Below are 13,962 nucleotides of genomic sequence, written 5' to 3' on the forward strand. Positions count from 1 at the left end.
CTCAGGGCCGTGCTGCCATCGGGTTCGACGGCCTGCTCGGGGACGAGACGGCGTCCGGTGACGCACGTACCCGCGGTACCACCCCGCTTGCCCGCGCCGGTCACGAAGCGCGGACCACTCGTTTCGACGGCTGTGACGGGCCGGTCCCGTCCGGTTCTACTGAGACCCCGCGGCGTCGCCGCGGACGTCCGTTCTTCCGGAAGCTCCCCGGTGATGGCCGGATCGACGCCTGTGCCGTATAGCGTAGCCGGGCCCGTCGGGACGTCGGCCGGGGACCCGTCCTCGTGACGAGAGCCCCTAGGCGGTGTTCCGGCGCGGCACGCGACGCCGCCTGTGGGACGCCGCCAGCTTCGCGTCGGGGCCGCAGAGGCCACACGGCGTGAACCCGAGATCCCGTGCCTCCTTCACCGCCAACGGGATCGTGGCCCGCGTACCGAGCCAGGCGCAGTGACCGAGGTGGTAGCGCGGATACTCGTCCACCACCAGGACCTCTGCCTCCAGCTGGGACACGAGCAGCGCGTCGTCGCCCGAGGTCTCCTCCTCGGGCGGGTCGACGTCCGCCCCGGCGAGTTCGCCCGACGACGCCAGCAGCGCCGTGCGGGGCGCGGTGTCCGTGAGAAGGTCGACCCCGTTCGCCGCGACCGGTTCCCTCGCCGGAACCTTCCGCTCCTGGTCCGGCTCCGGGGCGCTCGCCACGAACGTCGGACGACCCGACTCCCGACTCTCCCCGGCTCCCGCCGTCACGTCGTCGGTGGCCCCGGTACCGGACCCACCGGAGGCGGCGTCGGCGAGTCCGTCGGCCGCGGAGTCGGACCCGTCGCCCGCGGCCGCGGGCGGCTCGGACTTCTCCGAGGACGACTTCTCCGAGGACTCGGTGGCGTCGGCGTGCGCGCCCTCGGTCTCACGGTCCCCGGCACCCACGGCGGCCCGGTCCCCGTCGGCGGTGTCCCGAGACTCCACCGACGCTCCCGCCGAGTTGCGCGGCCGCCGCCGAACGCGGTCGACGAGGAGCAACACCCCGGCGAGAGCGGACGTACCGATCGACACCCAGGCCCACAGCGAGCTGGCCGTGACGAGTGCCGCCACCACCAGCCCCAGGGCCACCAGCACCAGAAGGAGGACGATGTAGAGCACGGTGAATTACAGCACATTTCCCGGTGTCACGGCCGGGTGACCTGCCATGACGCCCGCGCGAGTGAACTCAGCCGGCTTCCGCGCGCGGACCGAACGAGTAGCTCTGTCCGCTGCTGCTCGACTGGCTCGAACTGCTGCCGGACGAGGACGCCGAGGCGGGTGCCGCCGAGCCCCTGTCGTCCAACTCGCGCAGTTGAGATTCCAGGAAGCCACGCAGCCGGGTCCGGTACTCGCGCTCTATCGTGCGCAGTTCCTCGATCTTCTTGTTGAGCGCGGTCTTCTCGGTGTTGAGGTTGTTCAGTGTCTCGGTGTACTTGCGCTGAGCCTCGCGATCCAGGTTGGTCGCCTTCTCACGCGCCTGCCGCTCCAGGGTCTCCGCCCTGGTACGCGCCTCGTTCAGCATGGTCTCGGCGCGGGTCCGCGCGTCGTTGACCATCGAGTCGGCCTTCGCCCGCGCGTCCGACAGCAGCTGCTCGGACTTGGCGCGCGCCTCGGCGAGCATGGTGTCCGACTCGGTCTTGGCCTCGGCGGTGAGCCGGTCGGCCATCTCCTGCGCGAGACCGAGCACCTTCGCGGCCTGGACGTTCGGCTCTCCGCTGTCGGCCATCAGGCCCGTGGCCTGCGTCTGCTCCATCGGCGACGCGGGCGGCGGCACGGGAGCCAGCCGGCGCGAGGAGGCGTCGTCGTGGGCTGCGTGAGCCTTGACGGATTCCAGCTCGCTACGAGTTGATTCCAACTCGGCATCGAGCTGTTCGACCTGCTGCCGCAGCTCGTTATTGTCCTCAATCAACCGGGCAAGTTCGGTCTCGACGAGGTCGAGGAAAGCGTCCACCTCGTCCTCGTTGTAGCCCCGCTTGCCGATTGGAGGCTTGCTGAACGCGACGTTATGCACGTCAGCAGGAGTCAACGACATCAGATCACCTCACGCACTCCATGGCCTGCCGTTCCACCCGGGTTCCCCGCTACCCGGGCAGCGCCAGCTGCATCAGTATGAACACAACCAACAGCAGCACCATAATCGATAGGTCTAGTCCCACGCCGCCGATCCGTACGACAGGAATAATCCGCCGCACGAGCCGAACCGGTGGGTCGGTCACTGTGTAGATGGTCTCGAGCGCGACCGCAACCCCTCCGGCGGGACGCCAGTCACGGGCGAAGGCACGCACGAACTCCACCACGATACGCGCCGTGAGCAGAAGCCAGAACGCGAACAGCAGCCAGTACAGAATCATGCGGACAGCGACCACGAGCACCACTCTGCCACACGTCACGTGTGAGATCAGTGGCGGAGGAACAACCCCCCTTCGGCGATTCGCCTGCGGTCTTCCGCCGTCACGTCCACATCCGGCGGTGAGAGCAGGAACACCTTGTTCGTGACCTTGTCCATAGAACCCCGGAGGGCGAAGGCCAGACCGGCCGCGAAGTCCACCAACCGCTTGGCGTCGGCGTTCTCCATCTCCGTCAGGTTCATGATCACGGGAGCACCGTCACGGTACGCCTCACCGATCTCCCGCGCTTCCGCGTAGCTGGTGGGGTGCAACGTGATGATGCGGCTCAACGGGTCACGTGCCGCGGTGCTCGACGGCTCCGCCGAGGCGGAACTCATCGGACGCACCCGCGCGACGGGCTCCGGCTGCCGGTCCATGGCCAGCGACCCGTGCACGGCGGGCTCTCCACGCGACGACGTCCGGCGGGTGCGGGCGGAGGACGCCTCGGCGCTCTCGAACTCGTCCATGACCCGGTAACGTGGCCGCGACCTGCGCGGGGTGTCCTTGTACCCGGACTCGTCGTAGGCCCCGTAGTCGTCCGCTTGATAGTCGCGCCGGTAGTCCTCGTCGAAGTCGTACTCCTCGTCCTCGGCAGGGACCATCCCGAAGTAGGCCTTCAGCTTCTGCAGCGCGCTCATGGCTCTCCCTCACCCTCCACGGTCTACTCGTGCGGTCCAACACACGGGCCGGGCCGTCTTGGATGCCGCTCGGGTGGACCTTGTCAGGGCGAGGCTAAACCTCGTCTCCCGAGCAACGCGGTTCCGACACGCACGCACGTCGAGCCGTACGCGATCGCCGTCTCCAGATCGCCGCTCATGCCCGCCGAGATCTCCGTCGCATCCGGATGATCTTTTCGCAGCATCTCGGCGACGGAGGCTAGCCGCTCGAAGGCCCATTCGGGATCCACTCCGAGCGGCGCCACGGCCATAACCCCGCGTAAGTGGAGATAATCACTCTTTTGGACTATCGCCTCGGCCAGTTCCCTAAGCTGATCAACAGGGCAGCCGCCGCGCGACGGATCGTCGTCCAGGCTGGCCTGGACGAGCACGTCGAGCGGCCGATCCCGCTCCCCGGCCTCCAGTGCCGCCCGCACCCCTTTGGTGAGCGCGTCGGCCAGTCGGAGGGAGTCCACAGACTGCACCTCCGCGGCCCAGCGCGCCACCGAACGCGCCTTGTTGCGCTGCAACCGGCCGACCATGTGCCACCGCACGTCGGCTTCGGGGCGCAGCTTCGCGACCTCGGTGACCTTCGCCGACGCCTCCTGGTCCCGGTTCTCCCCGAGGTGACGTACCCCGAGGTCCACCAACGTGGCGGCATCGGCCGCGGGGAACGTCTTCGTCACGGCGATCATGCGGACCTCGTCGGGCGACCGGTCCGCCCGACGACACGCGGCCGCGATGCGCTCGGTCACCTCCCGAAGCGCCGTCGCGAGTTCCTCGTAACGCTGGTTGTTCACTGCTCCATCCACGTGACGGCCGCGATCCTTCCCGTTGGGGCGCTCCTGCGATGACTGAACAGGGTCTCGTCCTCCATCGTGCACCGCGGGTCCACCCCGATCTTGCCCACTCCGAGGTCCGCCAGCTGCCTCCACAGCCCGGCTCGCAGGTCGAGGGCCGGGGTGCCCTTCCGGCTGCGGCACCTGCTGCCCGGCAGATGGGCCTCCACGTCGTCGGCCATCGCCTGCGGCACCTCGTAGCACTCACCGCACACGGCGGGACCGAGCAGCGCCTCGATACGGTCCGGGCGCGCTCCCCTGGCGACCATGACCTCGACGGCGGCCGGGACCACGCCGACCCGCGCGCCGATCCTTCCCGCGTGCACGGCCGCCACGACACCCGCCTCGGGATCACCGAGCAACACCGGCACGCAGTCGGCGACCAAGACCACGAGCGCCAACCCCGGACGCGTGGTGACGAGCGCGTCGGTGGCCTCCGCGGGCCCCGACTCGGTGCCGTCGACGACCGTGACGGTGCGCCCGTGTACCTGCTCCATCCAGGCGAGCCGGTCCTCGGCGAGCCCCAGTTCGGCGGCCAGCCGACGTCGGTTGGCCGCCACGGCCTCCGGGTCGTCGCCCACGTGATCGCCCAGGTTGAAGGAGTCGTACGGCGGCTTCGACCGTCCTCCCGCCCTGGTGGTCACCACTCGCCGAATGCGCACCGCGTTCAACCCTTTCGCCCGTTTTCTCGCTTAATCGACGTCCGCGAGCTTAGCGACGCGGCGCGGCGACTCAGCGGCGCATGAAGGGGGGAACGTCGACGTCGTCGTCCGACGGGTCGTCGTTGACCGGGAACGACCGCCCGGAGAGGTTGCCCTGGGTGCGGTGCACCGACGGCGACGGGGAGGACGAGGGCACCGAGTAGCCACGCGTGGTCCCCGTCGTGGGCAGCGAACCGGACTGGCTCCCCTGCCCGGCGGGAGGAGGCGTCCGCCTCGCCACCGGCGGGGTGGGGTTGTTGGCCTCGCCGTGCGGGGTGCGAGCGGCCCCGTCACGCTGCTCACGGGCGCCGGCTCCGCTCCCGGACGACGCGCTTCCCTTCTCGGAACCGGTGCCCGACCCGCGCGTGCCGAACGTGTCGGGAGGATCGAGCTTCTTGTGCGTCGGCGCGCCCGCGTCGAACCCGGCGGCGATGACCGTGACCCGCACCTCGTCACCGAGCGAGTCGTCGATGATCGTCCCGAAGATGATGTTGGCGTCGGGGTGAGCGGACTCCTGGACCAACGAGGCGGCCTCGTTGATCTCGAAGAGACCGAGGTCGGAGCCTCCGGCGATGGACAGCAGCGCTCCGTGGGCGCCGTCCATCGACGCCTCCAGCAGCGGGGAGTTGATGGCCTTCTCGGCGGCCTGCACCGCGCGCCCCTCGCCCCTCGCCGAACCGATACCCATGAGGGCGCTGCCCGCGCCCGACATCACGCTCTTGACGTCGGCGAAGTCGAGGTTGATGAGGCCCGGCGTCGTGATGAGGTCGGTGATGCCCTGGACACCGGACAGCAACACCTCGTCGGCCGAGCGGAAAGCGTCCATGAGGGACACACCGATGTCCCCGAGCTGCAGCAGTCGGTCGTTCGGAATGACGATCAAGGTGTCGCACTCGTTGCGCAGAGCCTGGATGCCGTCCTCCGCCTGCCGAGCCCTGCGCTTGCCCTCGAAGGAGAACGGCCGAGTGACGACGCCGATGGTGAGCGCCCCCAGCTTGCGCGCGATCTGCGCGACCACGGGAGCCCCACCGGTGCCGGTCCCACCGCCTTCACCCGCGGTGACGAACACCATGTCGGCGCCCTTGAGAACCTCTTCGATCTCCTCGCGATGGTCCTCCGCGGCCTTCTGTCCGACCTCGGGGGAGGCTCCCGCACCGAGGCCCCGCGTGAGCTCGCGGCCGATGTCCAGCTTGACGTCCGCATCGGACATCAGCAGAGCCTGCGCGTCGGTGTTCACCGCGATGAACTCCACGCCTTTCAGGCCGACCTCGATCATGCGGTTCACGGCGTTCACGCCGCCGCCGCCGATTCCGACGACCTTGATCACCGCGAGGTAATTGTGCGGGGGCGTCATCGGGTTGCCTTCCTGATCGTGGTGGTGCTGTCGTGCGTCGGCGCTGGATCGTCGACGAGTACCGGCTAATCCGCCAAACCCTGAACCTGAACTTGAGGTTTAGAGTTATGTCAACTACCAACGTTGCTGACGGACCGTATGCAGACTGCAGCCAGGAATCCAGCAGCCACGCGGCGTGTCGCGAACGTCTTTCGCCACACTGGGTTTCATTCCGGTCGCTCCTCGGGCGGAACACCGCTCGAGGAGCACGAAATGCCGAGGTAACCGGCGTGCAACACCCGATCCCCTCGATCAGGTGAGCCGGGCCGAAGCGGACGCCCACCGTGGCACGCGAACGGGTGCCTCCGCGTCGCGAACGCGGGCCTCGGCGCGTTCGTGTGCGGGGACTGACCGTGGCGGGCCCGCCACGGTCAGGACACGGTGGGCAGCTCCGGGCTCGACACGTCGTACACGGTGCCCTCGCGCGTCAGGAGCACCTTGAGAACCTCGGCCTTGGCCCTGTTCTGGTGCGCGTCACCCCACCGCACGATGCGGTCGTCGGTGAAGTCGAACTCGACGTCGCCGGGGGTGGTGGCCCTGGCGGCGACGACCTGGTCCGCCAGCTCCGCAGGCAGGGAGGAGAGCACCCTCGTGACGGCTCTCGTCGCCTCGTCGGCGGGGCCGGGGGCGAGCAGTTCCAACCTCGGCAGTCCCTCGGGGGGCTCGCTCACCCGCTTGTACGGCACCCCACCGGAGTCGACGAGCCGTATCCCCTCGCCACCTTCGTGGTAGGCGACGGGCTTGCGCTCTGTCACGGTGATCGTCAGCGTCGACGGCCACGACCGGGTCACCTCCGCCGTCGCGATGTCGGGCAACCCGCTGACACGCGCGGCGACCTCGGCGGTGTCCACACGCAGCAGAGGGTGTTCCTCCGGCACGTCAGCCGCCGCCCGGACCGCGTCGGCGGACACCGTGCGGGTGCCCACCACCTCGATCGCGCGCACCCCGAGGAACGGCGTGAACCACAACAGATAGCCCAGCGCCACGACCGTGACGAGGCTCAGCAGGGCGATACGGCGACGTTGTACCACCCGGCGGTGGGAGGCCCCGCCCTTGCCCCGCCGTGCCTTCGCCCGCCCGCGTCGGGCGGGCGGCCGCCGCGTCCCGGCGCCACGGACGGCCGAGCGCGACGCCCGCCCCGTCCGGGAAGGGCTGGGGGTGCGTTGTCTCGTGGTGGCCACGCCCGTCGCCACCTCAGCGGTCGCGGCGGTCCAGCTCGGCGAGCAGCTCGGGGCCGAGCTGGGTGACGTCCCCGGCTCCCATCGTCACCACGAGGTCACCGGGCTTGGCCAGGTCGGCGACCAGGTTGACGGCCCGGTCGAACGCCGGCTCGTAGTGCACCCCGGCGCCGGTGATGCGCGAGGCCACCAACTCACCGGTGACGCCGGGTTCGGGGTCTTCCCGCGCCCCGTAGACGTCCAGCACCACGACCTCGTCGGCCAGCCCCAGCGCCTCCGCGAACTCCCCCGCGAACGCCTTGGTCCGCGAATACAGGTGCGGCTGGAAGACCACCACGACCTTGCCCGCGCCCGCGGTCTGCCGCACCGCCTTCAACTGCGCGGCGACCTCGGTGGGGTGGTGCGCGTAGTCGTCGTACACCCGGACGTCGGCGGCGCGTCCCTTGAACTCGAACCGCCGTCGCACCCCACCGAAGGCCGCGAGTCCCTCGATCAGAGCGTCGAGATCGGCGCCGAGTTCCAGGCCGGCCAGCAGGGCTCCCACGGCGTTGAACGCCATGTGCTCGCCGGGCACCGCGACCTTCACCTGCAGTTGTTCACCGCCGAGCACGACCTGCACGGTGCCCCCGTCCTCGCCGGGGTGGTACTCCAACACCATGGCGTCGGACTCCCCGGACGCCGAGCGACCGTAGCGCCGTACCCGGACCCCGAGCTCCTCCGCGCGGTCGCCCAACGCGGCCGCCGCCGAATCGTCGGCGCACACGATGAGCACGCCGCCCGGTTCGATCCGGCGCACGAAGTCCGCGAACACCGCGTGGTAGGCGTCGGCCGTCCCGTGGTGGTCGAGGTGGTCCGGCTCGATGTTCGTGACGACGGCCACCGACGGCGAGTACGTCAAAAACGACCCGTCGCTCTCGTCGGCCTCGGCCACGAAGATCCCGCCCTCACCGTGGTGGGCGTTGGCCCCGGACTCGTTGAGATCCCCGCCGATGGCGAACGACGGGTCGAGCCTGCAGTGCTGCAACGCCACGGTGAGCATCGACGTGGTGGAGGTCTTGCCGTGCGTGCCCGCGATGCACGCCACCCGGTGTCCCTCCATCAACGCCGCGAGCGCCTCTGCCCGGTGCAGCACCGGAATGCCGCGTTCCCGCGCCGCGGCGAACTCGGGGTTGGTCTTCCTGATCGCGGTGGAGACGATCACGGCGGACGGCGTGTCGTCGAAGACGTCGAGGTTCTCCGGCTTCTGCCCCACCTCGATGCGCGCGCCCTGAGCACGCAGGGTGAGGAACGCCCTGGAGTCCTTCGCGTCCGAACCCGACACGCGGGCGCCCCTCGCGAGCAGGATGCGGGCGATCCCGCTCATCCCCGCCCCACCGATGCCGATCAGATGCGGGCGTCGCAGGAGCTCGGGCAGGTTGCGTTCCCCGAGTGTCTCAGTCATGGCCCCAGCCTTCCCCCTCATGGAGCGCGCCGCTCACCGGCGCCTCCCCTCAGCCTGTTCCAGCACCATCGCCGCGAGAACTTCGTCGGCCTCCTTGTGACCCAGCCCGACCGCCGCCGCGCTCATGCGCGCCAGCCGTTCCGGGTCGGTCACCAGAGGTACCACGAGTTCGGCCACCTTGTCGCTCGTCAGCTCCTGATCGGGCACCAACAACGCCGCCCCCGCGTCCACCGCGGGCCGGGCGTTGAGCGCCTGCTCGCCGTTGCCGTGGGGCAGCGGCACGAACACCGCGGGGAGGCCGACGGCCGACACCTCGGCCACCGTCATCGCCCCCGAGCGGCAGAGGACGAGGTCGGCCGCCGCGTAGGCGAGGTCCATTCGTTCCAGGTACGGCACCGGGACGTACGGGGGGCGGCCGGGGAACTCCTGCACCGCGAGCGTGTTCTTGGGGCCGTGGGCGTGCAGCACGGACACCCCGGCGTCGGCGAAGTGCTTGGCCGCCTGCGACACGGCGTTGTTGATCGAGCGCGCCCCCTGGGAACCGCCGAACACCAGCAGCGCGGGAGCGTCGGGATCGAGCCCGAAGTGCCGTCGCGCCTCGGCACGCAGGCTCTTGCGGTCCAGCGCCGTGATGGACCGCCGCAACGGGATGCCCACCACCTCCGCGCCGGGCAGCGACGTGCCGGGCACCGCGGCCACGACCCGCGCGGCGAACCGGGCGCCGACCTTGTTCGCCAACCCCGCGTGCTGGTTGGCCTCGTGCACCACGATCGGCACGCGACCGCGCGCGGCGAGATAGGCGGGCAGCGACACGTAGCCGCCGAAGCCCACGACGACGTCGGCGTTGACCCGGTCGAGCACCTGCCGGGTGCGGCGCACGGAGTCGGCCACCTTCACCGGAAGTTTCAACAGGTCCAAGGTGGGTTTGCGCGGCATGGGCACCGGGGGGATCAGCTCCAGCTCGTAGCCCCGCTCGGGCACGAGCCGGGTCTCCAGGCCACGTGCGGTGCCCAACGCGACCACGCGCGCATCCGGCCGCAGCCGCATCACCGCGTCGGCGAGCGCCATCGCGGGCTCGATGTGCCCCGCTGTTCCACCGCCCGCCACCACGACGGTCGGCGCGGGCTTGGCTCGCTCCGGCGAGCCCTCGGCTCGGGAACCTTCCACCGTGTCGCCCACCTGCGACTGTGCACGCGACGCGTCAGCGTCGCCGGGCCTTGCCTCGGTCACGTCCGTCCTTCTCCAGTGTCTCCCGCACGCCGCGCCGCCCGCGGCGCGCTCACGCCTTCCCGCGGAGCACGGCGACCGCCTCGGTCCCGTTCGGCCGGACGCCGCTCACCGGCGCCCCCTCCTCGGTACCGTCGTCCGCCTCACCGTCGCGCGGGAGGTCGTGCGGCGACCGTACTCCGGTGCCGCCCGCCTCCGTTCCCCCGCCACGGCCCGACCGGTCCGGTTCGCGCGTCGGGCCGGGCGGCCCGTCCGGCCCGCGCCCACGCGGTTGCCACCGCGACGCCGCGCGGGTGGCCGGTACGGCTCCGGCGCGGGCAGTCGCATCAGGCGTCCGAACTTACCGGGTCCCTGGGTCCGGAGCGCCGCCACCGCCTCGGGCTCGTGCCGGGCGCAGTTGGCCAGCAACCCGAACAACAGCATGGTGACGACCAGCGACGTTCCGCCGTAGGAGATCATGGGCAGCGTCACGCCGGTGACGGGGAGCAGGCCCACGACGTAACCGATGTTCACCGCGGCCTGTGACACGACCCATGTCGTGAGCGTGCCCGCGACGATCCGGATCCACGGGTCGAGGTTGCGCATGGCGATCCGGAGGCCGACGAAACCCAGTAGGCCGAACAGCGCGAGCACCACCAGGCACCCGACGAAGCCCAGCTCCTCGCCGATCAACGCGAAGATGAAGTCGTGTTGGACATTCGGCAGGTACATCCACTTGGACTGCCCCTGGCCGAGGCCCTTGCCGAACAACCCGCCGTCGGCCAGCGCGTACAGCGCCTGGCTCGCCTGCCATCCCACGCCGAGCGGGTCGGCCTCCGGGTCGAGGAACGCCGTCACTCGTTCGAGCCGATACGGCGCCGCGAGGGCCAGGACCACCGCCCCGGCCACGGCACTGGCCAAAACGATCGCGAACAACCGCTTCGGAGCACCCGCGAACCACAGCAGCGCCAACAGCACCACGGCGAGCGTGATGGTGCCGCCGAGGTCGGGCTGGGCCATGACCAAGGCGAACATCAGCAGCGCCGCGGGCACGACCGGCACCAGCAGGTGCCGCCACTGGTGCAGCACCTCGTACTTCACCACCAGGACGTGCGCGCCCCACAACGCCAGGCCCACCTTGGCGAGTTCGACGGGTTGCAGCGACACCGGGCCCACCACGAACCAGCCCTGGGAGCCGTTGCTGTACGTCCCCAACGGGGTCAGCACGAGCGCCAACAGCCCGAGGCACACCACCATGATCGTGGGCGACAGCGCCCGGATGCGCGGCAGCGGGATCCGCACCCCCAGCCAGAACGCCACGGCACCCACGCCCATGAACATCAGGTGTTTCTGGAACTGCGCGTAGACGCTGCTGTCGCTGCCGGGGCTGTACGAGGTGACGGAGGAGGCGGACAGCACCATCACGACGCCGAGCGCCCCGAGCGTGCCGCACAACGCGAGGATGAGGTGGAAGTCGGCGAGCGGCCGGGAGAGCCATGCCGTCAACGGCGTGTTCGGCACGACGGTGCGCCGGTCGGAACGCGCCCTGGGCGAACGCTCGGGAAAGCGCTGCCGGACCCGCCGGCGGCGGATCGTCGCACGCGGCTCGTTGCGGTCGGCGCCCACCGCCGTCACCGCGACAGCTCGCCGACCGCCGCCGCGAACGCCTCGCCACGCTCGGCGTAGTCGCGGAACATGTCCAGCGACGCCGCAGCGGGCGCGAGAAGCACCGCATCACCCGGACGCGCCATCTCACGCGCCGCCTTCACCGCCGCAGTCATGGGCTCATCGTCGCCCGAACCGACGCGCCTGACGAGGACATCCGGGGCGTGTCGCGCCAGAGCCTCGGCGAAGCTGTCGGCGTCGGCCCCGAGCAGCACCACCCCTCGCAGCCGATCGGCCACGGCCGCGACCAGCTCGTCCACGGACGCGCCCTTGAGAAGCCCGCCCGCGATCCACACCACGCTGCGATGCGCCAGCAACGACCCGGCGGCGGCGTGAGGGTTGGTGGCCTTCGAGTCGTCGACGTAGCGGACGCCGTCGAGTTCGGCGATCTCCACGGACCGGTGCGCGCCGGGCCGGAAGGTGCGCAGCCCCTCGACCACCGCCTCGGAACTCACCCCGATCGAGCGCACCAGCGCGGCCGCCGCCAACGCGTTGGCCACGTTGTGCGGACCACTGGGGCGAACGTCGGCCAGAGTGCCCAGCTCGTCGGCCGTGTGGACGGGATCGGCCACGAACGCGCGGTCGACGAGCAGGTCCTCCACCACGCCGAGCTGTCCGGGACGCGGAGTGTCCAAGGTGAACCCCACGCGCCGCGCGTCGTCGGACGCGTGCGCGTCGGCCAGCGTCTTCGACCACTGGTCGTTCAGGTTCGCCACCACCGTGGCCGAGCCCCGGTGAATGGTGCCCTTGGCCTCGGCGTACTCGGTGAAGCCGCCGTGCCAGTCGAGGTGGTCCTCGGCGACGTTGAGGACCACGGAGGCGGCGGGCGCCACCGTGCTCGACCAGTGCAACTGGAAGCTCGACAACTCCACGGCCAGTGTCGAGTGCCCGGCGAGCACCGCGTCGAGCACCGCGAAGCCGACGTTGCCGCACGCCACGGCGTCGATCCCGGCCGCCCGCAGCATCGACTCGACCATGCCGACCGTGGTCGTCTTGCCGTTGGTTCCCGTCACCGCGAGCCACGTCGGCGGGTTCGGGCGCTCCCGCGCGATCCGCCACGCGAGCTCCACGTCTCCGATGACCTCGATGCCCGACGCGGCCGCCGAGGTCAGCAGCGGCGCCGTGGGCCGCCAGCCGGGGCTGGTGACCACGAGCCGCGTGTCCTCCGGCGGCGCGTCGAGACCGGGTACGAGCCGGACGTCGAGGTCGTCGAGACGCGCGAGCCGCTCGGAGTCGGCATCGGTGACGGTGACCCGCGCTCCCATGTCGGAGAGCGCGGCGGCCACCGAACGTCCGGTCACCCCGGCGCCCGCGACGCACACGGCGACCCCGGCGAGATCCATGACTCGGCTCATCCTCCTCCGAGGCCGAGCTGTTCGCTGTAGAACAACCCGAGCCCGAACATGCAGCACGTCGCCGCCAACAACCAGAACCGGATGATGACGGTCGTCTCGGCCCAGCCTGCCAGTTCGAAGTGGTGGTGGAACGGCGCCATGCGGAACAGCCGCTTCCGAGTGGTACGGAACACGGCGATCTGCAGCACCACCGAGATCATCTCGACGACGAACAGACCACCGATGACGATCGCCAGCAGCTCGGTGCGGGTGGTCATCGACAGACCCGCGACCAGACCACCGAGCGCGAGCGAACCCGTGTCGCCCATGAAGATCTTCGCGGGTGCGGCGTTCCACCAGAGGAAGCCGATGCAGGCGCCCGTGGCGGCCGCCGCCACCACGGCGAGGTCCAGCGGGTCACGCACGTTGTAGCACGCGGGCTGGAACGCCTCGACACAGCTGAGCCGCCCCTGCCAGAACGAGATCACCACGTAGGTGGCGAGCACCATGGCACCCGCCCCGCCCGCGAGGCCGTCGAGGCCGTCGGTGAAGTTCACCGCGTTCGACCACGCCGACACCAGCAGGTAGCAGAACAGGATGAAGATCGGGAGCGGGAAGAAGATCAGCTCGATGTCCCTGGCGTAGGACAGGTGCTGGGACGCCGGGGTGAGCCCGTTGGCGTCGGGGAACTGCAGCACCATGATCGCGAAGGCCACCGCCACCACGAGCTGACCGACGAGCTTGGCCGTCTTGTTCAAGCCCAGGTTGCGCTGCTTGCGAATCTTGATGAAGTCGTCGATGAAACCGACGAGACCGAGCCCCACGGACAAGAACAACACCAGAAGCGCCGACGCGGTGGGACCGTCGCCGCTCACCCCACGCCAGTAGTCCACGAGATGAGCGGCGAAGTAGCCGACCACCATCGCCACGATGATGGCGACACCACCCATCGTGGGCGTACCGCGCTTGGACTTGTGACCTTCCGGGCCCTCCTCCCTGATCTCCTGCCCGAAGCCCTGCTTCGAGAAGAACCGGATGAGATACGGCGTGAGCAGGATGGAAACGCCCAGTCCCACGGAGGCCGCGATCAAGATGCTGATCACGCTTCGGTCCTCCCGGTCCTCGGGCCCCGCTCGGCCGTGTCAGT

At 70.3% G+C, this 13,962-nt stretch carries 13 protein-coding genes; all 13 read right to left on the bottom strand.

The window, feature by feature from the left end; genetic code table 11:
* Positions 1-297 precede the first annotated feature (297 nt).
* Positions 298-1,134, bottom strand: coding sequence for a hypothetical protein (locus tag SACGLDRAFT_RS15025; RefSeq protein ID WP_005465669.1), 837 nt, complete (start codon positions 1,132-1,134; stop codon positions 298-300).
* Between the two features lie 67 nt (positions 1,135-1,201).
* Complete coding sequence (wag31, locus tag SACGLDRAFT_RS15030) at positions 1,202-2,047, bottom strand: DivIVA-like cell division protein Wag31 (protein ID WP_005465670.1); 846 nt, start codon at positions 2,045-2,047, stop codon at positions 1,202-1,204.
* A 49-nt stretch (positions 2,048-2,096) separates the two neighbouring features.
* The gene (locus tag SACGLDRAFT_RS15035; RefSeq protein WP_040920035.1) at positions 2,097-2,366 is read right to left on the bottom strand and encodes a YggT family protein; all 270 of its coding nucleotides are present in this window, start codon (positions 2,364-2,366) and stop codon (positions 2,097-2,099) included.
* 47 nt (positions 2,367-2,413) lie between these two features.
* Positions 2,414-3,040 (bottom strand): cell division protein SepF, encoded by a 627-nt coding sequence (locus SACGLDRAFT_RS15040; protein ID WP_005465672.1) that lies wholly within the window; start codon positions 3,038-3,040, stop codon positions 2,414-2,416.
* A gap of 83 nt (positions 3,041-3,123) precedes the next feature.
* The gene (locus tag SACGLDRAFT_RS15045; protein WP_005465673.1) at positions 3,124-3,858 is read right to left on the bottom strand and encodes a YggS family pyridoxal phosphate-dependent enzyme; all 735 of its coding nucleotides are present in this window, start codon (positions 3,856-3,858) and stop codon (positions 3,124-3,126) included.
* Positions 3,855-4,559 carry a peptidoglycan editing factor PgeF gene (gene pgeF, locus SACGLDRAFT_RS15050; RefSeq protein ID WP_005465674.1) on the bottom strand — a complete coding sequence of 235 codons (705 nt, stop codon included), beginning with the start codon at positions 4,557-4,559 and terminating at the stop codon, positions 3,855-3,857. The genes SACGLDRAFT_RS15045 and pgeF overlap by 4 nt, the downstream gene beginning before the upstream one ends.
* Positions 4,560-4,629: 70 nt before the next feature.
* Positions 4,630-5,952 carry a cell division protein FtsZ gene (gene ftsZ, locus SACGLDRAFT_RS15055; RefSeq protein WP_005465675.1) on the bottom strand — a complete coding sequence of 441 codons (1,323 nt, stop codon included), beginning with the start codon at positions 5,950-5,952 and terminating at the stop codon, positions 4,630-4,632.
* Positions 5,953-6,362: 410 nt separating this feature from the next.
* Positions 6,363-7,172, bottom strand: a complete 810-nt coding sequence (locus SACGLDRAFT_RS15060) for a cell division protein FtsQ/DivIB (protein ID WP_005465676.1) — start codon at positions 7,170-7,172, stop codon at positions 6,363-6,365.
* A gap of 13 nt (positions 7,173-7,185) precedes the next feature.
* The gene (gene murC / locus SACGLDRAFT_RS15065; protein WP_005465677.1) at positions 7,186-8,610 is read right to left on the bottom strand and encodes a UDP-N-acetylmuramate--L-alanine ligase; all 1,425 of its coding nucleotides are present in this window, start codon (positions 8,608-8,610) and stop codon (positions 7,186-7,188) included.
* A gap of 33 nt (positions 8,611-8,643) precedes the next feature.
* The gene (murG, locus tag SACGLDRAFT_RS15070) at positions 8,644-9,789 is read right to left on the bottom strand and encodes an undecaprenyldiphospho-muramoylpentapeptide beta-N-acetylglucosaminyltransferase (protein ID WP_408640259.1); all 1,146 of its coding nucleotides are present in this window, start codon (positions 9,787-9,789) and stop codon (positions 8,644-8,646) included.
* A gap of 156 nt (positions 9,790-9,945) precedes the next feature.
* Entirely contained in the window at positions 9,946-11,451 is a 1,506-nt protein-coding gene (gene ftsW, locus SACGLDRAFT_RS15075) for a putative lipid II flippase FtsW (protein WP_005465679.1), read from the bottom strand.
* On the bottom strand, positions 11,448-12,824 hold the full coding sequence (gene murD / locus SACGLDRAFT_RS15080) for a UDP-N-acetylmuramoyl-L-alanine--D-glutamate ligase (protein WP_005465680.1): 1,377 nt from the start codon (positions 12,822-12,824) through the stop codon (positions 11,448-11,450). The genes ftsW and murD overlap by 4 nt, the downstream gene beginning before the upstream one ends.
* Before the next feature lie 8 nt (positions 12,825-12,832).
* Positions 12,833-13,918 carry a phospho-N-acetylmuramoyl-pentapeptide-transferase gene (gene mraY, locus SACGLDRAFT_RS15085; protein WP_005465681.1) on the bottom strand — a complete coding sequence of 362 codons (1,086 nt, stop codon included), beginning with the start codon at positions 13,916-13,918 and terminating at the stop codon, positions 12,833-12,835.
* Positions 13,919-13,962: the final 44 nt, after the last annotated feature.

Origin of the sequence: Saccharomonospora glauca K62 (genome assembly GCF_000243395.2) — a bacterium.
GTDB lineage: Bacteria > Actinomycetota > Actinomycetes > Mycobacteriales > Pseudonocardiaceae > Saccharomonospora > Saccharomonospora glauca.